This is a genomic window from Paenibacillus sp. Paensp38, assembly GCF_059491915.1.
In genome coordinates this window covers 3406355-3427825 of sequence record NZ_CP168516.1, presented here as the reverse complement: position 1 = coordinate 3427825, position 21471 = coordinate 3406355, and the positions used below count along the sequence as shown (strand labels likewise).

21 protein-coding genes are annotated in these 21471 nt (G+C 45.3%); 16 read left to right on the top strand and 5 right to left on the bottom strand.

The window, feature by feature from the left end; all coding sequences use genetic code 11:
- Nucleotides 1-143: 143 nt before the first annotated feature.
- Entirely contained in the window at nucleotides 144-725 is a 582-nt protein-coding gene (gene mnmM / locus ACEN8J_RS15020; protein WP_029516465.1) for a tRNA 5-(aminomethyl)-2-thiouridylate-methyltransferase MnmM, read from the bottom strand.
- The gene (mnmL, locus tag ACEN8J_RS15015) at nucleotides 726-1679 is read right to left on the bottom strand and encodes a tRNA modification radical SAM protein MnmL/YtqA (protein WP_029516466.1); all 954 of its coding nucleotides are present in this window, start codon (nucleotides 1677-1679) and stop codon (nucleotides 726-728) included.
- Nucleotides 1680-1985: 306 nt separating this feature from the next.
- Between mnmL and ACEN8J_RS15010 the strand changes: the two genes are divergently transcribed.
- The gene (locus tag ACEN8J_RS15010; protein WP_013309373.1) at nucleotides 1986-2183 is read left to right on the top strand and encodes a hypothetical protein; all 198 of its coding nucleotides are present in this window, start codon (nucleotides 1986-1988) and stop codon (nucleotides 2181-2183) included.
- 104 nt (nucleotides 2184-2287) lie between these two features.
- Nucleotides 2288-3001 (top strand): tRNA (guanosine(46)-N7)-methyltransferase TrmB, encoded by a 714-nt coding sequence (gene trmB, locus ACEN8J_RS15005; RefSeq protein ID WP_029516467.1) that lies wholly within the window; start codon nucleotides 2288-2290, stop codon nucleotides 2999-3001.
- Between the two features lie 41 nt (nucleotides 3002-3042).
- On the opposite strand, the gene ACEN8J_RS15000 is transcribed toward trmB, so the two are convergent.
- Together ACEN8J_RS15000 and ACEN8J_RS14995 are read right to left on the bottom strand one after the other, a co-directional pair.
- A complete protein-coding gene (locus ACEN8J_RS15000; RefSeq protein ID WP_029516468.1) occupies nucleotides 3043-4176 on the bottom strand; it encodes an MGDG synthase family glycosyltransferase in 1134 nt (377 codons plus the stop codon).
- A 51-nt stretch (nucleotides 4177-4227) separates the two neighbouring features.
- A complete protein-coding gene (locus tag ACEN8J_RS14995) occupies nucleotides 4228-4755 on the bottom strand; it encodes a phosphatase PAP2 family protein (protein WP_029516469.1) in 528 nt (175 codons plus the stop codon).
- Between the two features lie 610 nt (nucleotides 4756-5365).
- On the opposite strand from ACEN8J_RS14995, the gene ACEN8J_RS14990 reads away from it, so the two are divergent.
- From ACEN8J_RS14990 to ACEN8J_RS14950, 9 genes are all read left to right on the top strand, one after another.
- Nucleotides 5366-6604 carry a glycosyltransferase family 2 protein gene (locus ACEN8J_RS14990; RefSeq protein ID WP_029516470.1) on the top strand — a complete coding sequence of 413 codons (1239 nt, stop codon included), beginning with the start codon at nucleotides 5366-5368 and terminating at the stop codon, nucleotides 6602-6604.
- Between the two features lie 309 nt (nucleotides 6605-6913).
- Nucleotides 6914-7411 (top strand): translation initiation factor IF-3, encoded by a 498-nt coding sequence (gene infC / locus ACEN8J_RS14985; RefSeq protein WP_010349250.1) that lies wholly within the window; start codon nucleotides 6914-6916, stop codon nucleotides 7409-7411.
- Nucleotides 7412-7431: 20 nt separating this feature from the next.
- Nucleotides 7432-7632 carry a 50S ribosomal protein L35 gene (rpmI, locus tag ACEN8J_RS14980; RefSeq protein WP_013309379.1) on the top strand — a complete coding sequence of 67 codons (201 nt, stop codon included), beginning with the start codon at nucleotides 7432-7434 and terminating at the stop codon, nucleotides 7630-7632.
- 51 nt (nucleotides 7633-7683) lie between these two features.
- Entirely contained in the window at nucleotides 7684-8043 is a 360-nt protein-coding gene (rplT, locus tag ACEN8J_RS14975) for a 50S ribosomal protein L20 (RefSeq protein WP_007429517.1), read from the top strand.
- 378 nt (nucleotides 8044-8421) lie between these two features.
- Entirely contained in the window at nucleotides 8422-9459 is a 1038-nt protein-coding gene (locus ACEN8J_RS14970) for a BMP family lipoprotein (protein WP_029516471.1), read from the top strand.
- Nucleotides 9460-9600: 141 nt separating this feature from the next.
- Nucleotides 9601-11139 (top strand): ABC transporter ATP-binding protein, encoded by a 1539-nt coding sequence (locus ACEN8J_RS14965; protein WP_029516472.1) that lies wholly within the window; start codon nucleotides 9601-9603, stop codon nucleotides 11137-11139.
- The gene (locus ACEN8J_RS14960; protein ID WP_069012850.1) at nucleotides 11132-12211 is read left to right on the top strand and encodes an ABC transporter permease; all 1080 of its coding nucleotides are present in this window, start codon (nucleotides 11132-11134) and stop codon (nucleotides 12209-12211) included. Before ACEN8J_RS14965 ends, ACEN8J_RS14960 begins: the two co-directional genes overlap by 8 nt.
- Nucleotide 12212: 1 nt before the next feature.
- Entirely contained in the window at nucleotides 12213-13172 is a 960-nt protein-coding gene (locus ACEN8J_RS14955) for an ABC transporter permease (RefSeq protein WP_010349245.1), read from the top strand.
- Nucleotides 13173-13433: 261 nt separating this feature from the next.
- Nucleotides 13434-13781, top strand: a complete 348-nt coding sequence (locus ACEN8J_RS14950; RefSeq protein WP_023987757.1) for a hypothetical protein — start codon at nucleotides 13434-13436, stop codon at nucleotides 13779-13781.
- A gap of 34 nt (nucleotides 13782-13815) precedes the next feature.
- Here ACEN8J_RS14950 and ACEN8J_RS14945 read toward each other — a convergent pair whose 3' ends face one another.
- Entirely contained in the window at nucleotides 13816-14256 is a 441-nt protein-coding gene (locus ACEN8J_RS14945) for a GNAT family N-acetyltransferase (protein WP_029516474.1), read from the bottom strand.
- Between the two features lie 613 nt (nucleotides 14257-14869).
- Between ACEN8J_RS14945 and ilvB the strand changes: the two genes are divergently transcribed.
- The 5 genes from ilvB (at nucleotide 14870) to leuB (ending at nucleotide 21204) form a co-directional block, all read left to right on the top strand.
- Nucleotides 14870-16615: a biosynthetic-type acetolactate synthase large subunit gene (gene ilvB, locus ACEN8J_RS14940; RefSeq protein ID WP_029516475.1), complete on the top strand. Its 1746-nt coding sequence runs from the start codon at nucleotides 14870-14872 to the stop codon at nucleotides 16613-16615.
- Between the two features lies 1 nt (nucleotide 16616).
- Nucleotides 16617-17102 carry an acetolactate synthase small subunit gene (gene ilvN, locus ACEN8J_RS14935; protein WP_023987760.1) on the top strand — a complete coding sequence of 162 codons (486 nt, stop codon included), beginning with the start codon at nucleotides 16617-16619 and terminating at the stop codon, nucleotides 17100-17102.
- 163 nt (nucleotides 17103-17265) lie between these two features.
- Complete coding sequence (gene ilvC, locus ACEN8J_RS14930) at nucleotides 17266-18258, top strand: ketol-acid reductoisomerase (protein ID WP_013309387.1); 993 nt, start codon at nucleotides 17266-17268, stop codon at nucleotides 18256-18258.
- A 124-nt stretch (nucleotides 18259-18382) separates the two neighbouring features.
- Nucleotides 18383-19924, top strand: coding sequence for a 2-isopropylmalate synthase (locus tag ACEN8J_RS14925; RefSeq protein WP_495593639.1), 1542 nt, complete (start codon nucleotides 18383-18385; stop codon nucleotides 19922-19924).
- A 203-nt stretch (nucleotides 19925-20127) separates the two neighbouring features.
- Entirely contained in the window at nucleotides 20128-21204 is a 1077-nt protein-coding gene (gene leuB, locus ACEN8J_RS14920; RefSeq protein ID WP_029516477.1) for a 3-isopropylmalate dehydrogenase, read from the top strand.
- Nucleotides 21205-21471 lie beyond the last annotated feature (267 nt).

Here is a 21471-nt window from a genome sequence, read left to right as displayed (position 1 = left end):
ATGAGTGTGATCTAACAGAATAGGGAAATCAATAACGTGCTGATGGGCAATAAACTGGGATGAATAGCGCCCAAACGAGCTAAAAAAATGATATATGTAAGGCGGTAAAAAAGCCGCTCATAACCTGAGTTTAAAATCCGACATTATTTCTTCTCAACTGCCACTACGTAAGGTGAAGCGGCTCGTTGTAATTGACGATAAATAATGCTTTGACCGCTGGAGACCGGGAGAGCAGAAGCCCATTGAAGAACGGCATCTGCTTCTTCACTTCCTCCAGCATGCCCTGGATAGAGTACGGCAGTCAGAATGCCGCGTGGTCGCAGCAATTGTAAGGCAGCATCCAGTGCGACGAGCGTACTGTGCGTATGCGTGATGACCGTAGGATCGGCGCCTTCGGATGGCAAGTAGCCAAGGTTAAACATGACCGCAGCGACTTTGCCATGCAGCATGTCCGGAACGGCCTCCCGCATTTGCTCATGACCTTGTAGTAGTAGCGATACTTCTGCTAATGAAGGTGAAGCGTTTTCTTCCAGTCGACGACGGGCGCAATGCAGTGCTTCTTGCTGGATGTCAAAGCCATAGACACGGCCCCGTTTGCCAGCAGCTTTTGCCAGAAATAACGTATCTGCTCCTGTACCGACGGTAGCGTCTATAGCAGTATCGCCTGGCTGCACCCGCGTAGCCACCAATTGATGAGCGTAGCTCAGGACGGATAGGAATCCCATTTAAGGTTGCCTCCAGTATTTTCCCTGCCACGTTTCGCGTGACTTCAGTTCATGATCAATGGCATTGAGCACTTCCCATTTTTTGAGCGACCACATGGGTCCCACTAGCAAATCGCGTGGGGCATCTCCGGTTAACCGATGAACAATCATTTCGGGAGGTAAAAACTCCAGCGTATCAACAATCAGCTTCACGTATTCGTCCTTTTCCAGAAAGCGTAGCAATCCCGCTTCATACTGCTTGACCATAGGCGTTTTGCGCATGAGATGCAGCAGGTGGATTTTGATGCCCTGCACATCCATAGCCGCTACTGCACGTCCCGTATCAAGCATCATTTCATGCGTCTCTTGGGGCAGACCATAAATAATGTGGGCGCACACGCGGATATTCCGCTTGCGCAACTTTTCCACCGCCTCCAGATAGCATTGAGTATCATGAGCGCGGTTAATCAGCTCTGAGGTCGATTCATGGACGGTTTGCAGACCCATTTCGACCCACAGGTACGTGCGTTCGTTTAGCTCGGCAAGGTAATCCACTACATCGTCAGGCAGGCAATCAGGACGTGTAGCGATGGACAGACCGACAACGCCGGGCTGCTCCAGAATTACCTCAAAGTATTCTCGCAGTTCCTCAACCGGGGCATACGTATTCGTGTAGGCTTGGAAATAGCCAATATATTTGGCGTTTGGCCATTTTAGATGCTGTCGATCCCGAATCGTATTAAACTGGGTGACCAGATCATCACGACGACGCCCGGCAAAATCACCCGATCCGCGTGCGCTACAAAAGGTGCAGCCCCCTTTAGCGATGGAGCCATCGCGATTCGGACAGGTAAAACCCGCATCTAGCATGACTTTGAACACTTTATTTTGAAATTGCTCACGCATTTCGTAATTCCAAGTGTGGAACCGTTTATCTCCCCACAGGAGAGGAGCAGGCAATAAATCTGTTTTCATGGGTGTACTCCTTTTTTTACGATCACCCTATTGTAACAAAAATTAGTCTTCATTGGGAATCATTTGACCGAACAAGTCAATAAAATGTGCGGATTTCACGGCGTTGCGGATTGAAAAAGGTTACACAATATGTTATATTGTAAACGGTACCAGACATACAATAAAAGGACTGTTTTCGATCCTGAAGATAAAAGTTATCCGTTGCTAATGATTATTCTTCAGGGAGGCAGCTATGCTGTTTCTATCGCCTGTTTTAGGGTAAGTGCACGTCGGTTCCATCACAAATAACCCGTGAGGTGATCTTTTATGAATGCGCAGGATAAGACGCGTATGGATAAAGTTACTGTTGAGTTAACCTTTGATGAGGCGTTGGCATTGACTGGTGTCCGTTTTGGGCAGGATCGTCAGATTGGAACGACCGCACGTCAAAAAATCAGAGCGGCTTGCCAAAAGACAATTGATTTTTCACCTGCTGATGGGGTAGACTATGAACAATTAAATTAGTTGGACCCCAATCCAAATATATTGAAAAAGGAATTTCATTTCCGTATCTTCAAGCGGGGGTGAAATTCCTTTTTCCTTGATAACAGAGTATATGGAGGAGTAACATGCGTTTACGCGGAAGAAAAGGAATACGGGAAAGTCTGGAAGAACAGCAGGATCTAGTCATCTTGGAGCCGGCACAGTATAAGGGGAAATGGCAACAGCTTTTTGGTAATGATCGTCCCATTCATGTAGAGTTCGGTATGGGTAAAGGGCAATTTATAAGCCAAATGAGCTTCCGGAATCCAGAGGTTAACTATATTGGCTTTGATATGTATGATGAGCTGGTTCGCCGTGCAACAGAAAAGTCCCGTCTGGCCTGGAGTAATTCAGAGGTTGATACGCCGCCTAATATTAAATTGGCACTGGCAAACATTGAACAGATCGAGAATGTTTTTGAACCAGGAGAAATTGAACGCATTTATCTAAATTTTAGTGATCCTTGGCCTAAAGCCAAGCATGCACGTCGTCGTTTGACGCATCCGCGTTTTTTGGACAAGTACCGTCAGCTTTTGAACAGCAAAGGACAAATTCATTTTAAGACTGATTCGGAGACACTATTTGAGTTTTCTTTGAATTCGTTTGCCGATAGCGGTTTACAAATGACGAATATTTCGTTAAACCTTCATCGTGAGGGGATCAACGAGGAGCATGTCATGACGGAATATGAACAAAAGTTCATGGGCAAGGGTATGAATATTCATCGAGTCGAAGTGCTGATCGGCCAAGATGCTTTGGAAGAGTACGGAAAAACACGCCTTGAAAAGTACGGGAAATAAAAAAAAGATCAAATGGATAAAATAAGACAGGGTGCTTCCTTTTAGGAAAGCACCCTGTTCGGTTCCAGTATATCCAAAATACTCTGTGCGCTCTGAAGAGGATAATATCGCGCTACATTGTGGACGTGCTCCTGTCGTTTGCGGACGATTTCTGGAAAATCGTGTAGCAGTCGGTTCATCCATTTCACGACAACATCCAGCGAAGTAATCGGTTCTCCGTAGCCTTGAGCCGTAAAGTATTGACAATTTTCCTCCTCCTGTCCAGGGAGAGGTTTGTGAAACAGCATCGGAATCCCTTTAGCCAATCCCTCGGTGCATGTCATTCCGCCGGGTTTGGTGATGAGCAGATTCGATACCTCCATTAATTTGTCGATTTCCCGTGTAAATCCGAAGATATGAATATTTGGATGATTAAACCTGGGATCTAATTGCATTTTACGACGAATTTTATCATTATGCCCCAAACAAAAAATAAATTGAATGTTCTCTCTCCACTGAGTAAGCGAACGATGTATAACTTCGTCATTCATAAGGCCCCAGCCGCCACCCATAACGAGTACGGTCGGGATGGGTTTAAGTCCAAATTGTTCTCTAATTTCATCGTGCCCAGGATGTTCCCAAAAATTTGGATGAACGGGAATACCGGTCACCTGGATTTTCGAGACGGGTACTCCGCGTGCTCGCAGCTTACGCATGACTTCAGGCGTAGATACAAAGTACCGGTCAACCTCGGGACTAATCCATGTTCCATGTGCATCGTAGTCTGTAATAACAGTACAAAGCGGAACATGTAAACCTAAGCGCTTCAAACGTGAAATTACCGCGCTTGGGATGGGATGAGTACATACCACCAAATCGGGACGAAGCTGCCGGAGAATGTTTCGGGTCTGCGTGTAGAACAGACGGTGCAAAGCGAGCGTTGTAAGACGGTTTAATGATTTTTTGTACTGATGACGGTAAACCAATCCGACTAGGCGAGGCTGCGATACGACAGTCTTCTTGTATGCTGTAATAATAAGGGGGGCCATTCTTGGATTCAAAAAACTCCCCAGCTCCAGCACTCTTGTCTGCACATTCGGAGAAAGCTTCCGCAAACTGCTTGAGAGCGCGTAGGCAGCTTGAGTATGTCCGGCACCGAAACCTTCCGATAATAATAACACTCGTTTTTTAGCCACTCTCATTTCACCTGTTCCTGCTGGGATGTTCTCAATCATACCATATCGGCTTTAAGGCCAGAATGCAACCGTTCCTATTGCTGCAGACGTTCCGATCACCGCTCCTGCAAGTACATCCGTTGGGTAGTGGAGACCTAGATAAATCCGAGAAAAACCTACAATTGTCGCTACAGGCAACAGCAGCAGTGTTAGCATCGGTGACTGTAGCATAAAAGGCACGGTAGCTGAAAAAATAGCGGTCGTGTGCCCTGAGGGAAAAGAATGGTCCGACAAGGGGTTGCGGAATGTATTTGTACCTGGTAGCGCTAAATACGGGCGAATCCGCGGGTACAGCTTTTTAACGATAGCTACGGGGATGTGACTGACCCCAAGAGCGATGGCTCCCTTCATACCGGAATCTTTCCACGGGTTCGGAGCGAGCCACCAAATAAGGAGTGTGGAGGCTATAGTAAAGGTAGCCCCGCCTAAATGTGTGAGATAATAAAGCCAGAAGTTCAAAAAACGGTTGTGTAAGCGTCCGTTGATCCATTTGAACAACTGCTGCTCCAGACTTACAAGTTTTACGACTAGACGTTGCATTTGGTTTCCTCCGGTTGCCGGTTCAGGTCAGTCGGCAAATATTTTGAGTCATTTTGACATAATCAGACCATAAGTAATTATTCTCTTGCTCTCATCATATTTTTAAACGCTGTTCATTTCAAGAATCACTAAAGATTCATAACTTACTTGGTTCAATTCTACACAAAAATGTTAATGGAATATAAGCTGTATTGTATAACTTTCTTTGCGTTCATCCGTCTAATAAGATAGAGTGTTTAGAAGTGGTTGCTAATTGGCCCACAAAAAGGAGGGACCAAAGAAATAAAAAGTTAGCAAATGGATGAAAATAAGACCTAAACGTCATGAATGAGAAGTCCAGCGCTGCATTCCCGGTTTAAACGGGAGTTTGTTGTGTTTTTTTGCTGCTGAGACCGGTTTAAGGGCTTTGACAAAAGATTGAAAACCAACGAAAATCGTAATGGCGTTCCTGTGTCAGCCAAAAGGGGGCTGCGCACAGCCAATGAAGAAAGCAAGGGTCGGGTCAAAAACTACAGAAAAGGCGCGAAAAGCGCCGCAACTTGCGCTACACAGATAGAAAACAAACAAACGCAAGATTTTAAGGGGTATAAAAAGGGGGTAACAAGAGATCATGTTAGACGCTATTTTTGTGACGCTCCAGGTCATACTGGCGGTGATCGCAGTCTATCAGTTTGCATTCTCCTTGTTCGGATTGGTTCGGAAGAAAAGGAAAGAGCACGCGGCTCCAGAAAAGTCATTTGCCATTTTAGTCGCTGCCCACAATGAAGAACAGGTTGTCGGAGCGTTGATGGAAAATTTGAAGCAACTTGATTATCCGAAGGAACTTTACGATGTGTTCGTAATCTGTGATAACTGTACAGATAAGACTGCGGACATCGTTCGCGCTCACGGCATGAATGCTTGTGAACGTACGAATCCGAATCTGCGTGGTAAAGGCTACGCTATTGAGTGGATGCTCAAGGAATTATGGGCTATGCCACGCCAATATGATGCCATTGTCATGTTTGATGCTGACAATTTGGCGCATACCAATTTTTTGAGTGAAATGAACAATGATCTGTGTACAGGTGCCCGTGTTATCCAGGGGTACATTGATACTAAGAATCCTGAGGATTCTTGGATTACAGCGGCATACGGGGTATCTTATTGGTACATCAACCGTTTGTGGCAGCTGTCACGTCACAATCTGAACATGGCTAATTTCCTCGGTGGTACAGGCATGTGCTTTGAAACAAATCTGCTTAAGGAAATGGGCTGGGGTGCGACAAGTCTCGTAGAGGATTTGGAATTCACCATGCGCTGCACGCAGTGCAACGTATATCCAAGATTTAATTACGATGCCAAGGTATATGATGAAAAGCCGTTGACGTTCAAAGCCTCGTCCAGACAGCGTCTGCGCTGGATGCAAGGTCATTTCACGGTCGCTCGTCGTTATTTCTTCCCGTTGCTGTGGCAAAGTATCAAGCATAGAAGCCTGATTAAATTCGATATGGCTCTTTATGGTCTGAACGTGTATATCGTACTGCTCACCTTCTTGATGACAGTAGCTATGTGGATAGATATCGCCTTCTTTGGTGGACCTAATATCGAGAACATCTATGTACAGTTACCAGCTTGGACCGGTGTTATAGCTATTGGTTTGAATGTTGCTACTTTTGTGCTCGCAATGATTTTGGAAAAGGTCACATTCAAAAAAGTATATCTGTACTTATTGCTGTTCCCGGTCTATGCGATATCGTGGTATCCGATTACGGTCTATGCGTTCTTCACGCAGAACAACAAGCAATGGAGCCATACCCAGCATACGCGTGTCGTTCGCCTAGAAGAGGTGCAGAGCAAGCAAGGGTAATTAGACGGTAGAGTAGAACTAGAGATCGGTGTCATCAATTTTTATTAAAGTGTTGACACCTCGATTGCACCGTGATAAGATATTTGAGTATGTTAATTGAAAAGTATGGATTAACAAGTAGAAGGTCCGACTTCTCACCTGTCCGGTATTGCCGGCTGGTCATGATCCAATGATTTGTGAATTGAACTTTCATGATGAATTGAGTATCAGACAGGGATGTCGGCTGTGTAGTCGTCATCCCTTTTTTGTGCTTAAACACAATACAACAATAACAGGTTCTGGAGGTGGAGGGTTATTAGTAAGGAACATATGATCAATGATGAGATTCGAGTGAGAGAAGTACGTCTAGTTGGTGCGAACGGTGAACAAATCGGGATTAAACCGACGCGTGAAGCTTTGCAAATGGCGATTGACGCAAACTTGGATCTCGTGAACGTGGCGCCTCAAGCGAAGCCGCCCGTGTGTCGGATTATGGATTACGGAAAATTCCGCTATGAGCAACAGAAGAAAGAAAAGGAAGCCCGTAAAAACCAGAAGATCGTTGACATCAAAGAGGTATGGTTCCGTTCCAACATCGAGGAACATGACTACCAAACCAAGTTTCGCAATGTGGTGAAGTTCCTGAATGAAGGGGACAAGGTGAAATGCTCCGTTCGTTTCCGCGGTCGTGAAATTACTCATGCTAACGTGGGTCAAAAAATTCTCGAACGTGTGAAATTGGAAGTTGCTGATCTTTGTACCGTGGAGCGCCAACCCAAGCTCGAAGGACGCAGCATGATTATGATATTGGCTCCAAAGAGTCAATGACAAATTAAGGAGGAAGTTCAATGCCTAAAATGAAAACACATAGCAGCCTTAAAGGCCGCTTCAAAATTACCGGTACTGGTAAAGTAATGCGTTACAAAGCTTACAAAAACCACTTGCTTTCCCACAAATCCAAACGTGCAAAACGCGTTCTGGGTACTAACCCTGAGATGGCACCTGGGGACGTTAAGCGTCTGAAACAAGGTCTTGCTAACCTGAAATAGCACAGCACGGCAATGAATGAAGTATAAACATTATTTGGGAGGTCATTTGATATGGCAAGAGTAAAGGGCGGATTCGTCGTTCGTCGTCGTCATAAAAAAGTATTGAAGCTTGCTAAAGGTTATTTTGGTTCCAAACACCGCATTTTTAAAACAGCTAACGAGCAGGTAATGAAATCGCTTGTTTACGCATACCGTGACCGTCGTCAGACGAAACGTAACTTCCGCAGACTGTGGATCGTGCGTATCAACGCAGCAGCTCGTTTGAACGGTTTGTCTTACAGCAAATTGATGCACGGCCTGAAATTGGCTGGTGTGGACATTAACCGCAAAATCTTGGCTGATCTTGCAGTCAATGATATTAATGCATTCAACTCTTTGGCAACTGTTGCTAAAGGCAAAATCAACGCTTAATTATTCATAATGAAGGCGTGGAAACCACGAAAGTGGTAAAGAGGTATCCCAAGCAGTACGCTGTGTAGGGATGCCTTTTTTTGTACATACTCAATGGTACGGAAAAGACTTTGTTTTCTCCAAAATACGAATAAATATGACGTAGGATGGAAGAATGTATGTTTTTTTTAAGATTGTAGCGCTTACATTGTTGAAGTTTTAAAAAAAATTGACCCAAGGTTATTAATTGTCTAGATTTTAGCCGATCATAATTGTATAATCTCTAAAGTAAGTCTTCTGTACGATCTGTCTCGTCAGTAAATGACATGCATGAGCATGTACATGTTCAAAGAAAAGAGACAGTCCAGGGATCTAACACTAAGGGGGAACAGTATCAGCATGAAGAAAATGTTCAGTATGTCTTTGGTTATGCTGCTGGCGATCTCGGTCATTCTCGCAGGCTGCGGTAACAAAAATCAAGGTTCGTCCAACGCAAATGGTGGAGACACAGGTGGTTCTGCCAAAACATCGAATGTCCAAATCGGCATGGTTACAGATGTGGGTGGAGTAAACGACAAATCGTTTAACCAATCTGCTTGGGAGGCACTACAAGCCACTGAGAAAGAATCAGGCGTTAAAGTTAAATACCTGCAAAGTAAATCCGATCAAGATTATATTCCTAACCTGAACCAATTTGTTAAGGGTGATTTTAACCTGACTTGGGGAATCGGTTTTAATCTGGCGAATGCGATTGGACAAGTAGCGAAAGACAACCCGAGCAAGAATTTGGCGATCATTGACAGTGTCGTGGATGCGCCTAACGTAAAATCGGTTGTTTTTGCTGAAAATGAAGGTTCCTTCTTGGTGGGGGTTGTAGCTGGTAAGCTTACTAAAACAAACAAAATTGGTTTTGTGGGTGGACAAGATAGCCCGTTGATCAAACGTTTTGAAAAAGGATTCGAAGCAGGAATTAAAGCTGTAAATCCAAATGCAAAATTGGAAGTTAACTACACAGGTGCATTTGATAAGCCGGATCTGGGTAAAGCAGCGGCTGCGACGATCTATAACAGCGGTGCAGATATTATTTTCCATGCAGCTGGCGGATCTGGTACAGGTGTATTTAACGAAGCACTCGCACGTAAGCAACAAGGTCAGCAAGTATGGGTTATTGGTGTGGATAAAGACCAATCGCTTGAATTTGGTGACGACGTAACATTGACTTCGATGGTAAAACGTGTAGATGAAGCTGTAAAACGCGTATCTAAAGAAGTAATTGACGGTAAATTTAAGGGCGGTGTCGAAACACTGGCTCTGAAGGATAATGGCATTGGTTTGGCAGACACATCAACGAAAAACGTACCTAAAGACGTGCTTGATATTGTAGAACAATACAAGCAAAAAATTATTAAGGGCGAAATTACAGTTCCTTCGAAATAAGTTTTGGCTTGAAGAATATAGAGGTGGCGACAAGGCTGGTTCATAAGACTAGCCTTGTTCTTACGTCTGGAGTTATATGGATTATAACGGGCAAAATCAGCTCATTGGAGCACATACTATAAAGTGTATAAGGGTGATCTCATGGATGCAGCGACCCCCGTCGTTGAGTTAAAGCAAATTACAAAACGATTCCCCGGCATCGTTGCCAACGACTCCATCAGCATCAAGCTGCATAAGGGAGAAATTCATGCCCTTTTGGGTGAGAATGGCGCGGGTAAATCTACGCTTATGAATATTCTTTTCGGACTGTATCAGCCGGATGAAGGGACCATTGAAATCGGAGGTAAACCTGTACAGATTGATAGTCCAAATAAGGCGATTGATCTGGGGATTGGCATGGTGCATCAGCATTTTAAACTCGTACAGCCGTTTACCGTTACCGAAAATATTGTCCTGGGCTCGGAGCCACGTAAGGGTCTGAAAATCAATTATAAAAAGGCTGCCGCAGAAGTACAGCGGTTGTCTGAGCAGTACGGCCTTCAGGTGAATCCGAATGCCAAAATTGAGGATATATCTGTGGGTATGCAGCAACGTGTAGAAATTATTAAAACGCTTTATCGCGGTGCAGATATTCTGATTTTCGATGAGCCTACAGCTGTACTGACACCACAGGAGATCACTGAGTTGCTGGATATTATGAAACGTTTGGTGGCTGAAGGCAAATCAATTATTCTTATTACTCATAAACTTAAAGAAATCATGCAAATTGCGGATACCGTTACGATCATTCGCCGAGGTCAGGTTATTGATACGGTCAAGACGTCTGAAACAACACCAAATGAGCTGGCTGAGAAAATGGTGGGCCGTCGTGTGTCCTTTAAAGTGGACAAGCAGCTTGCGCAACCAGGACAAACGGTATTGGAAATGAACAATGTAATTTCTAAAAACAAGGATGGTATTCATGTTCTAAATGAGTTGAACCTGCAGGTCAAGGCGGGCGAGATTTTGGGGATTGCCGGAGTAGATGGTAATGGACAGAGTGAGCTGATCGAAGCTTTGACAGGCTTACGCAAGGTGGATGGCGGGAGCATTCGTTTGCTCGGACAAGAGGTGGCCAATCAGTCACCACGCAAAATTTCAGAGGCAGGCGTTTCACATATACCAGAGGACCGTCATAAGCATGGGTTGGTGCTGGATTTTTCTATGAGTGAAAATATGGTGCTGGAGACGTATTACCAGGCGCCTTACAGTAAAAATGGCTTCTTGAACAAAGATGCTATAGAGAAACAGGCTAAAAGTCTCATCGAAAAGTTTGATGTTAGAACACCGGATATTCACACGAAGGCAAGAGCATTATCTGGTGGGAACCAGCAGAAGGCTATCATTGCACGTGAAATTGATAAAAATCCGGACCTTCTCATTGCAGCACAGCCTACACGCGGTCTGGATGTTGGAGCTATTGAATTTGTCCAGAAACAACTGATTGCGCAGAGGGACCAAGGTAAAGCTGTGTTGCTCATATCTTTTGAACTGGACGAGATTATGAATGTATCCGACCGAATTGCTGTCATCTATGAGGGCAAGATTGTCGGGGAAGTGCTGCCAGAAGAAACGAATGACCAGGAACTGGGACTGATGATGGCAGGAAGTGCAGTGAAGAAAGGAGTAGAGAATGGCTAATCTATTGAAAATATTCACAAAAGACTCCTTTGTACTGGCGCTGGTCTCTATTATTTTGGGTCTCCTTCTGGGTGCTATCGTGATGCTGATTGGCGGGTATGACCCTATTGTGGCCTATTCTGCTTTGTTTAGCCGTGTATACGGAGATTCTTATAACTTTGGAGAGGCTATCCGCGAGATGACTCCGCTGATTTTGACGGGGTTGGCATTTGCTTTTGCGGCCCGCGCCGGATTGTTTAATATTGGTGGCGAAGGTCAGTTTCTGGTAGGTATGACAGCTGCTTCGATTGTGGGCATTAAACTCCACGGACTGCCAGCTATCATTCATGCACCGCTAGCTGTGATTGCAGGCGCAGTTTTCGGAGGCCTGTGGGCTGCGATTGCTGGCTATTTGAAGGCCAAACGAGGCGTGAATGAAGTTATTACATGTATTATGATGAACTGGATCGGCCTGTATTTGGCTAATTTGGTGATCAATCAGTTCGCACTTATGGAAGGTGAGAATCGTTCTGTGGATATTCAGCCTTCTGCTTCAATTTCCATCGAATGGCTGTCCCAGATGATGGGGAATGCTCGGGTACATTGGGGTACGGTTATTGCTGTGCTGGCAGCAGTCTTTTTCTACATTTTTATGTGGAAAACAAAGCAGGGCTATGAGCTGCGGGCTGTCGGATTTAATCAGGATGCATCCCGTTATGCAGGTATGAATGTAAATCGTAATATTATAAAAGCGATGTTCATTAGTGGAGTTTTTGCCGGATTGGCAGGGGCCTTTGAAGTGCTGGGAGTATTCCATTACCAATCTGTCATGGCAGGATCACCGGGAACCGGTTTTGACGGTATCGCCGTAGCTCTGATTGGGATGAATAACCCATTTGGTGTGCTGCTCGGTTCTGTTTTGTTCGGAACGCTTACGTATGGTTCTGCGGGGATGAGCTTTAGCGCAGATGTACCGCCCGAAATTATCCGGGTTGTCATTGGCTCGATTATTTTCTTCATTGCGGCCCAAGGTATTGTACGTTGGGTTGTGAAGCCGCTCTACTCCAAGCGGAAGAAAGAGAAGGTGTTGTAAAATGAGTTGGTTAACACTTGGTGAATTAATCCATACAACGCTCGTTTTTGCGACGGCGATTATTTTTGCGTCTCTCGGCGGGGTTTTTTCAGAAAAATCCGGTGTGACGAACCTCGGATTGGAAGGACTTATGGTATTTGGAGCGTTTGCAGCGGGTGTTGGCGGATTTTATGCCGAGCAAGCTGGACTAGGAGGCACCTCTGCGGCTTGGGTAGGTGTGCTGTCAGCTGCGGTGTTCGGTATTCTGGTTTCGCTAATTCATGCTGTAGCCTCTATTACCTTTAAAGCTGATCAGGTAATAAGTGGTATAGTTATTAATTTTCTGGCAGCAGGTAGTACACTGTATATGGTCAAGCTTTTATTTGAGGGTGATGGTGACACCGGTCGGATTCAGGGTTTCAACGAAATATCCATCCCTTACCTTGTGGATATCCCGATTGCAGGAAAAGCCTTTTTCCAAGCTTACCCAACGACATATCTAGCTATTCTATTGGTTATTATTGGATATTTCACCTTGTATAAAACACCGTTTGGCTTGCGTTTGCGTTCCGTTGGGGAGCATCCAGGAGCGGCCGATACCGTGGGAATTAAAGTAAATCGTCTTCGTTATATTGGTGTGATGATTAGTGGGGCGTTGGCTGGGATTGGTGGAGCTACAATCACTCTGACTACAACCAACATGTTCTCACACAATACAGTTTCGGGGCAGGGATATATTGCTATTGCCGCTATGATTTTCGGTAAATGGAATCCGCTCGGTGCTTTTGGCGCAGCAGTGTTTTTTGGTTTTTCACAAGCCATTCGCAACTATGTGCAGCTGTTCGCATGGTCACAAAGTATTCCCCAGGAAATTATTTTTATGTTGCCGTATCTCCTGACGATTATTGTACTGGTAGCGGCTGTCGGACGTTCACGCGCTCCGGCCGCTTTGGGTCAACTTTATGATCCAAGCAAGCGTTAAACTTATAAACAACTGATGCTGTATGTTTTGCAAAATGTACATGGGTGTATAAAAAAACTGGTATCTGCATATGCAGGTATCAGATTTTTTTATATTGTGCAGGCATTTAAACATACGCTACTGGCATGAATGGAATAGACTGTGCTATGCAGATTGGACGGGACGCTCGGCCCCTGTCAGCTCCGGTCTATTTTGTGGTGGTGATGAGCTATCAAGGAGCCGTTCAATCTGTCCATCCGTTGAGAAGAAGGAGGAAATACGATGAAACAGGCAGTAACCAGAAAGCAGGTGGAGAAGCTTGTCGGCAAAGTCATCTTTGCTACTCGCAAGGATGGTTCCCAGGTCAGCGGCAAGCTGATTCGCATTTCGGGTAACCGACTGGTTCTTCAACCAAACCGCAAGAAAAAAGTAAACACGAAGGCAATTATTCCTCTGGTGCTGTTTGACTTGCTTGCCATCGGCACAGCTCCATACATTGGTGCCTATGGTGGGGGATATGGTGGCTACGGTCCGGGCTATGGAGGACCAGGATATGGTCCGCAGCCAGGCCCGTATACAGACGGGGGATACCCCGGGGTAGGATATCCGTATTACCCTAATTTATTTTAGTCATACAAAATCCTGAGCCCGAAAAAGATACTTTTTACAGTAACTTTTCGAGTTCGTGGCATCGGCTCAGAGCTACGTATCGCAGCATTTGATATTGATGACGCAGATAAAAGTGGATCCCCCTGATATTGTCTTCATCCACCATCACTTTAGCCCGCTTGCAGCGACGCAGTCGTCCGTAGTGTTCGGCATGCTCAAGCAGTTTTTTTCCGTATCGCATACCTTGATGAGCCGAAGAGATTGCGATCAAATCAATGTATAATAGTTCGCCATGCAGCATAACATGAATGAAGCCAACAACCTGTGCATTATCCGGTCTGCAAGCTACAAAAGTGATGCCCCGGTTTAAGCGCCGGGGTAATTCTTTGCGTATTTGCTCCATTTCTTGGGCGCTTAAATGTGATAGGGGGACAAGCTCTTGCTCGATTAGACGAAAGATGATGTTGTCATCTTGAGAGCTGCGTTTTCGAATCATAAACGGGCCTCCTTTTCTACCCTTTTAACAAGATAAGACGTGGCTTTGGAGGAGTGTACTGTCTCACCGTGTGGTCTTTTTTATAATATGCGGGTACCTCTTACAAGCGTGCGATTCGGAGGTGCTTCAGAAAAGAAACATAAATTTTTATGAAATATGGGTATTGACTATCCCAGATGGGAGACATATAATGTGTCTAAACATTTGAAAGAATGACATGAACTCAACGGCAATGAAGAGGACGAAGTGATTAGGGCTCTTTTGTTCAGAGAGTGAGGCATTAGCTGCAAGCTTCACCAAAATCCCTTTTTAACGAGCTCACCTTGGAGCTGTTTTCCTGAAAAGTATTTGGGCCCGATGACATTAACGGTGCGCTGAATCACCTATTAGGGAAAATCGTACGGTCTACGTTACAGACGCCAGATATGGAGATCCTTTGTGATTTCTGTACCTGCCAAGGTTCGATATTGCGAAATATCGGGCAAACACGGGTGGTACCACGGAAGCTACAGCCTTTCGTCCCTCAGTAACAGCAAGTCTGTTCTAGGGATGAAAGGTTTTTTTGTTTTTACAAATGTCAGATGTATGTAAATTTTGTAAAGGAGGATGACCAATGAGTGCACAAATTCCTGAAGTTAGGTCAACCAATGAATTACGTGAAAAGTGGATGAAGCCTGAAGTGATTACAGGTTCGGAAATTTTACTCCGTAGCCTGTTGCTGGAGGGAGTAGATTGTGTCTTCGGATATCCTGGTGGTGCAGTGTTATATATCTATGATGCCATGTATGGCTTTAAGGATTTCAAGCATGTCCTCACTCGTCACGAACAAGGAGCTATTCATGCGGCAGATGGTTATGCACGGGCGAGCGGTAAAGTGGGCGTCTGTATTGCGACTTCCGGACCTGGAGCGACAAACCTGGTAACTGGTATTGCGACGGCTTTTATGGATTCGGTGCCGTTGGTGGTCATCACGGGTAACGTTGTATCTTCCCTGATCGGTACGGATGCTTTCCAGGAAGCCGATATTACGGGAATTACAATGCCGATTACGAAACATAGCTATCTGGTAAGAGATGTAGAGGATCTACCGCGAATCATCCATGAGGCATTTCATATTGCCAACACAGGGCGCAAGGGACCGGTACTGATTGATATTCCGAAGGATATTTCTGCAGCCCAGACGTTGTTTGTCCCACAAACGGAACCTGTGACCATGCGGGGTTATAACCCGAAAGTGTTGCCCAACAAAATTCAACTAGACAAGCTAACTCAAGCTATTTCCGAAGCAGAACGTCCATTCATTCTGGCAGGTGGAGGAGTTGTATACTCCGGTGGACATGAAGCACTTTACGAGTTTGTTCGTAAAACGGAAATTCCTATCACGACAACATTGCTCGGATTGGGTGGTTTCCCAAGTGGACATGAACTGTGGACGGGGATGCCGGGGATGCATGGAACATACACCTCCAATCAGGCGATTCAACAGTCAGATCTGTTGATCTGTATCGGAGCCCGCTTCGATGATCGGGTAACAGGCAAGTTGGATGGGTTTGCTCCTCAAGCTAAAATCGTCCACATTGATATCGATCCTGCTGAAATTGGAAAAAATGTTGCAGCGGATATTCCTATCGTGGGTGACGTGAAGGCAGTGCTGGAATTGCTGAATCAGGATGTGAAACGTGCGGACCTGGCAGATGCATGGAGAGCGCAAATTCAGCATTGGAAGAATGAGAAACCTTATTCTTATAAGGATTCTGAAACGGTGCTTAAACCACAATGGGTTGTTGAGTTGTTGGATGAAACGACCAAGGGTGGTGCAATCGTAACGACAGACGTGGGACAGCATCAAATGTGGGCAGCGCAGTATTACAAATTCAATCAGCCACGCTCATGGGTCACCTCTGGTGGACTCGGTACGATGGGATTTGGTTTCCCTTCTGCAATCGGTGCTCAAATGGCCAATCCCGACAGATTGGTAATATCGATTAACGGGGACGGCGGTATGCAGATGTGTTCGCAGGAATTAGCCATCTGTGCAATCAATAACATTCCGGTTAAAATCGTAATTATCAACAACCAGGTGCTTGGAATGGTTCGCCAATGGCAGGAATTGATCTATAACAATCGGTATAGTCACATTGACCTGGCGGGAAGTCCGGATTTTGTGAAACTTGCCGAAGCATACGGTGTCAAAGGGCTGCGTGCTACGAATAAGGAAGAGGCACGTCGGGCTTGGCAGGAGGCGCTTGATACACCCGGACCGGTCGTTGTCGAGTTTGTAGTCAGCAAGGAAGAGAACGTATATCCAATGGTGACGCAAGGTTCGACAATTGATCAAATGCTGATGGGGGACGAGTAAAATGACAACAAAAAATACCATTGCTGTACTGGTAAATGATCAACCCGGCGTTTTGCAACGTGTGTCCGGCCTGTTCGGTCGCCGCGGCTTTAACATTGAGAGCATAACTGTGGGACAATCGGAAGAAGTTGGATTATCCCGTATGGTCATTGTGACTGTAGGGGATGAGAACAACCTAGAGCAGATTGAAAAGCAGCTTTACAAGCTGGTTGATGTGATCAAGGTCATCGATCTCAGTTCCAAACCAATGGTAGCCCGGGAATTGGCGATGATAAAGGTAAAGGCAGAACCGCCTCAACGGCCAGAGATTATGGGCGTGGTAGAAACATTCAGAGCAGCTGTAATTGATGTTGGAACGACGAGTTTGATTGTACAGGTCATTGGCGATACAGAAAAAATTGATGCCATGATCGAGTTGTTGAAGCCTTACGGTATTCGGGAGTTGACTCGAACCGGGGTTACAGCTATGATACGTGGCAATGCTTAATATGGAGCTTTAACGAATTACCGCTTATAGCGCATTACATCAATAAAGAACCGCCCGCATAAGAGCGGGGACTCGAAGAGATTTTTAGATGCTAATCACGAGGGAAAGTCTCTTGGAGTACCCGCTCATTATGAAGGGTCCAATTAAAAGGAGGAAATTAACCATGGCAGTTACAACGTACTACGAAAAAGATGCAGAACTCAGCGTATTGAAAGGAAAGACAGTGGCCGTTATTGGTTACGGTAGCCAAGGGCATGCTCAAGCACAAAACTTGCGTGACAGTGGTGTGAATGTTGTTATTGGTTTGCGTGAAGGCAAATCGGCTGATGTCGCAAGAAACGACGGTTTTGAAGTTCTGAACGTAGCTGATGCAACAAGCCGTGCAGATGTGGTTCAAATTTTGTTACCTGATGAAACTCAAGCTTCTGTGTACAAAAATGAAATTGAACCTAACCTGAAAAAAGGCGCAGCTCTTTTGTTCTCCCATGGTTTTAACGTTCATTTTGGACAAATCGTAGCTCCTAAAGATAGCGATGTATTGCTGGTTGCTCCAAAATCCCCAGGGCATATGGTACGTCGTACTTATGTAGAAGGGTTTGGAGTACCGGGGCTGATCGCAATTGAGCAGGACGCAACGGGTCAGGCCAAAGAAATCGGACTTGCTTACGCAAAAGGCATTGGCTGTACACGTGCGGGCGTAATTGAAACCTCCTTCCGTGAAGAAACGGAGACGGATCTGTTCGGTGAGCAGGCGGTATTGTGTGGCGGCGTGAGCGCACTTGTAAAAGCGGGCTTTGAAACATTGACTGAAGCAGGTTATGCTCCTGAGATGGCATACTTTGAATGTTTGCATGAGCTTAAGCTGATCGTTGACTTGATGTATGAAGGTGGATTGGCAACGATGCGTGATTCCATCAGTAATACAGCGGAATATGGCGATTATGTAACTGGACCACGTGTGGTAACGGAAGATACGAAGAAAGCCATGAAGGATGTGTTGACTGACATTCAACAAGGTAAATTTGCTCGTGACTTCATCCTTGAAAATCAATCTGGACGTGCATTCCTGACGGCTACTCGTCGTAATGAAGCTAACCATCCGATTGAAGTGGTGGGCGGACAATTGCGTGAAATGATGCATTGGATCAAAAAGTAATAATCTTTTGTACTATGAATTCGACTACATGCATTATTTATAAATATTAATTACAATGCGGCCCTGCTTATTGCGTGAGCCGCATTGTAATTTAAGGGTCCTAATCCTGAGGAGGTGCGTTAGGTTGCGCAAAATATATATATTTGACACAACGTTGAGAGACGGAGAACAGTCACCTGGCGTGAACTTGAATACTCGTGAAAAAGTGGAGATCGCTCATCAGTTGGAGAAGCTGGGAATTGATCGTATGGAGGCTGGGTTCCCGGCTGCTTCTCCGGGTGATCTGGCAGCTGTTAATGCAGTAGCAAAAGCTGTAAAAAATTCGACGGTGATTGGTCTTTCGCGTGCAAGGGAACAGGATATTGATGCAGTTCGCGAGGCACTCAAGGAAGCTCAGGACCCGTGTATCCATATTTTTTTGGCAACCTCTCCTATTCACCGTCAACATAAGCTGCGGATGGAGAAGGCACAGGTTTTGGAAACTGCTCGTGCTGCCATACGCTATGGGTTGAAATATTTGCCTAAAGTGGAGTTTTCCTTGGAAGATGCAGGCCGTACAGAGCTTGATTTTGTGGTTGAAATGGTCACCATGGCTGTACAAGAAGGAGCTTCTGTCGTCAATATTCCAGATACGGTAGGTTACTTGACACCCTATGAGTATGGAAATATATTCAAACATATTAAGGAAAATGTAATCGATGTGGAGAAGATTCAATTGAGTGCACATTGCCACAATGACCTGGGAATGGCTACTGCTAATACACTTGCTGCCATCCTGAACGGCGCGGATCAGATCGAGGGAACCATTAACGGTATCGGTGAACGTGCTGGAAACACGGCCATTGAGGAAATCGCCATGGCACTGAAGACGAGACAGGAATTTTTCCAGGCCAAAACGTCTCTTCAATTGTCTGAAATTGCGCGCACGAGCCGTTTGGTTAGCCGTTTGACGGGGATGGTAGTGCCGGGCAACAAGGCAATTGTTGGAGCCAACGCTTTTGCGCACGAATCAGGTATTCATCAAGACGGCATGCTGAAAGAGAAAACGACTTATGAAATCATGACACCAGAAAGTATCGGTCTAAAAGAAAGCAAGCTGGTACTTGGTAAGCACTCAGGTCGTCATGCTTTCCGTGAGCGTTTGATCGAGTTGGGCTACGAATTGAACGAAGAAGATCTGAATCGCGCTTTTGGGCAGTTCAAGGATTTGGCTGATAAGAAAAAGGAAGTTTCGGACGATGATATTTTGGCATTGCTGGAAGAAAAATTGGCTGATGCACCTGAAGTCTTCAAGCTGGAAACGATTTTTGTTACCTACGGGAATAAGGCTACGCCTTCCGCACAAGTGCGTCTGGTTAACGATGAAGATCAGGTTATTGAGACAGAAGCTGAAGGAAATGGTTCAGTCGATGCGATCTATAATGCGATTGATCAAGCCAGCGGTGAGAGCGTTGTACTTTCAGATTACTCCATCAAGTCTGTTACCCATGGTAAGGACGCTCTGGGTGAAGTCCATGTAGTGCTGACGCAAAACGAACTGTCTGTACAGGGACGCGGGGTAAGCACCGATATTCTGGAAGCAAGTGCTCGGGCTTACGTGGATGCGCTGAATGGTTTAATCGACAAGCGTAAAAACTACAGTAATCGCGTAGATTATAAATCTTAGTTTTTATGCAGACTTAAGAGTTGGGTTTACAGGGTCGGGTTTTTCCGGTCCTGTTTTCTTTTTTTCTGATGAAAAAACCAGCTTATAGGCTGTGCCTATTGAATTGATAGATTCTATATCTTGGTCAAAGCCCTGCTATATATGTTACAAAGAAGGTATGAAAAATACGGTTGTATGGCTGTATAACAAGAGGAGTGTACGTGATGGCAGACGTTAAAAAGATTGCGGTAATAGCGGGAGATGGAATTGGACCTGAAGTGGTCGCAGAGGCAGAGAAAATTTTGAAACGTACAGAAGAAGTATTCGGCTTTTCATTTGAAACGGAGCATGCGCTGTTCGGCGGGATTGCCATTGATAAGAAGGGCACACCATTACCGGAAGAAACACTGGCAGTATGTCAGTCTGCAGATGCTGTTCTGCTGGGTGCGGTAGGAGGGCCACAATGGGATAACAATCCAAAGGAACTTCGTCCTGAAACCGGGCTGCTGGGCATTCGCAAAGAGCTTGGTCTGTTTTCGAATCTTCGTCCTGCCGTCGTCTTTGACTGTCTCAAGGACGCGTCTACATTGAAACCGGAAGTGTTGGAAGGAACGGACCTGATCGTGGTGCGCGAACTGACGGGCGGCATTTATTTCGGCGAGAAGTTCAGACGAGAAAGTCCTCAGGGTGAGGAAGCAGTTGATACTTGCGCATATAATGTAACAGAAGTAGAGCGTATCGTGCGCCAATCTTTCGAAATTGCACAAAAACGTCGCAAAAAACTTGCATCGGTGGATAAGGCTAATGTACTGGAAACTTCCCGTTTATGGCGTGAAGTAGTGAACCGGGTTGCTGTAGACTACCCGGATGTCGAGCTGGAGCATGTATTGGTTGATAACTGCGCCATGCAATTGCTGCGTCGTCCATCTAGCTTTGACGTCATCGTGACGGAAAATATGTTTGGTGACATTCTCAGTGACGAAGCGGCTATGCTGACTGGATCCATCGGCATGCTCTCCTCCGCATCACTGGGAGAAGGCAGCTTCGGCCTATACGAGCCGGTACATGGCTCGGCGCCTGACATTGCAGGTCAAGGCCTGGCGAATCCCATTGCAACGATTTTGTCCGTTGCTTTGATGTTCCGTCTTACCTTCGGGTACGAGAAAGCAGCAGATGCCATTGAGAAAGCCGTAGCTGAGGTACTGGATGCAGGGCACCGTACGGCGGATATTGCGGTGGATAAATCTCAAGCAATCTCGACAACTCAAATGGGTGATCTGATCGCTGCAGCTATTCGCTAAAAGCTCCGTAAATGCACCCGTTCTGAAAAAAAGCTTCCTATTATATAGTCTAGCTTTTTGGCAAATGTTTAGCACAGTAGCTCCTGAGCAATCAGGAGCTATTTGTATATTCAAAGGTTCAAAATGTGAATAAAATGTGAATTTTTAAGCTAGTTTAAAATAATTATAAAAAAGTAATGGTTACAATATTGACTTTGATTTCAGCGAATGATAACATTTATCAAGTAAGTTGTTGTTTATTACAATACAGATGATTGAGGAAAGCAC

Excerpts from the sequence above, each read along its gene's own strand:
- mnmM (WP_029516465.1), bottom strand. The coding sequence starts at position 725 with ATGGGATTCCTATCCGTCCTGAGCTACGCTCATCAATTGGTGGCTACG.
- mnmL (WP_029516466.1), bottom strand. The coding sequence starts at position 1,679 with ATGAAAACAGATTTATTGCCTGCTCCTCTCCTGTGGGGAGATAAACGG.
- ACEN8J_RS15010 (WP_013309373.1), top strand. The coding sequence starts at position 1,986 with ATGAATGCGCAGGATAAGACGCGTATGGATAAAGTTACTGTTGAGTTA.
- trmB (WP_029516467.1), top strand. The coding sequence starts at position 2,288 with ATGCGTTTACGCGGAAGAAAAGGAATACGGGAAAGTCTGGAAGAACAG.
- ACEN8J_RS14995 (WP_029516469.1), bottom strand. The coding sequence starts at position 4,755 with ATGCAACGTCTAGTCGTAAAACTTGTAAGTCTGGAGCAGCAGTTGTTC.
- ACEN8J_RS14990 (WP_029516470.1), top strand. The coding sequence starts at position 5,366 with ATGTTAGACGCTATTTTTGTGACGCTCCAGGTCATACTGGCGGTGATC.
- infC (WP_010349250.1), top strand. The coding sequence starts at position 6,914 with ATGATCAATGATGAGATTCGAGTGAGAGAAGTACGTCTAGTTGGTGCG.
- rpmI (WP_013309379.1), top strand. The coding sequence starts at position 7,432 with ATGCCTAAAATGAAAACACATAGCAGCCTTAAAGGCCGCTTCAAAATT.
- rplT (WP_007429517.1), top strand. The coding sequence starts at position 7,684 with ATGGCAAGAGTAAAGGGCGGATTCGTCGTTCGTCGTCGTCATAAAAAA.
- ACEN8J_RS14970 (WP_029516471.1), top strand. The coding sequence starts at position 8,422 with ATGAAGAAAATGTTCAGTATGTCTTTGGTTATGCTGCTGGCGATCTCG.
- ACEN8J_RS14965 (WP_029516472.1), top strand. The coding sequence starts at position 9,601 with ATGGATGCAGCGACCCCCGTCGTTGAGTTAAAGCAAATTACAAAACGA.
- ACEN8J_RS14960 (WP_069012850.1), top strand. The coding sequence starts at position 11,132 with ATGGCTAATCTATTGAAAATATTCACAAAAGACTCCTTTGTACTGGCG.
- ACEN8J_RS14955 (WP_010349245.1), top strand. The coding sequence starts at position 12,213 with ATGAGTTGGTTAACACTTGGTGAATTAATCCATACAACGCTCGTTTTT.
- ACEN8J_RS14950 (WP_023987757.1), top strand. The coding sequence starts at position 13,434 with ATGAAACAGGCAGTAACCAGAAAGCAGGTGGAGAAGCTTGTCGGCAAA.
- ACEN8J_RS14945 (WP_029516474.1), bottom strand. The coding sequence starts at position 14,256 with ATGATTCGAAAACGCAGCTCTCAAGATGACAACATCATCTTTCGTCTA.
- ilvB (WP_029516475.1), top strand. The coding sequence starts at position 14,870 with ATGAGTGCACAAATTCCTGAAGTTAGGTCAACCAATGAATTACGTGAA.
- ilvN (WP_023987760.1), top strand. The coding sequence starts at position 16,617 with ATGACAACAAAAAATACCATTGCTGTACTGGTAAATGATCAACCCGGC.
- ilvC (WP_013309387.1), top strand. The coding sequence starts at position 17,266 with ATGGCAGTTACAACGTACTACGAAAAAGATGCAGAACTCAGCGTATTG.
- leuB (WP_029516477.1), top strand. The coding sequence starts at position 20,128 with ATGGCAGACGTTAAAAAGATTGCGGTAATAGCGGGAGATGGAATTGGA.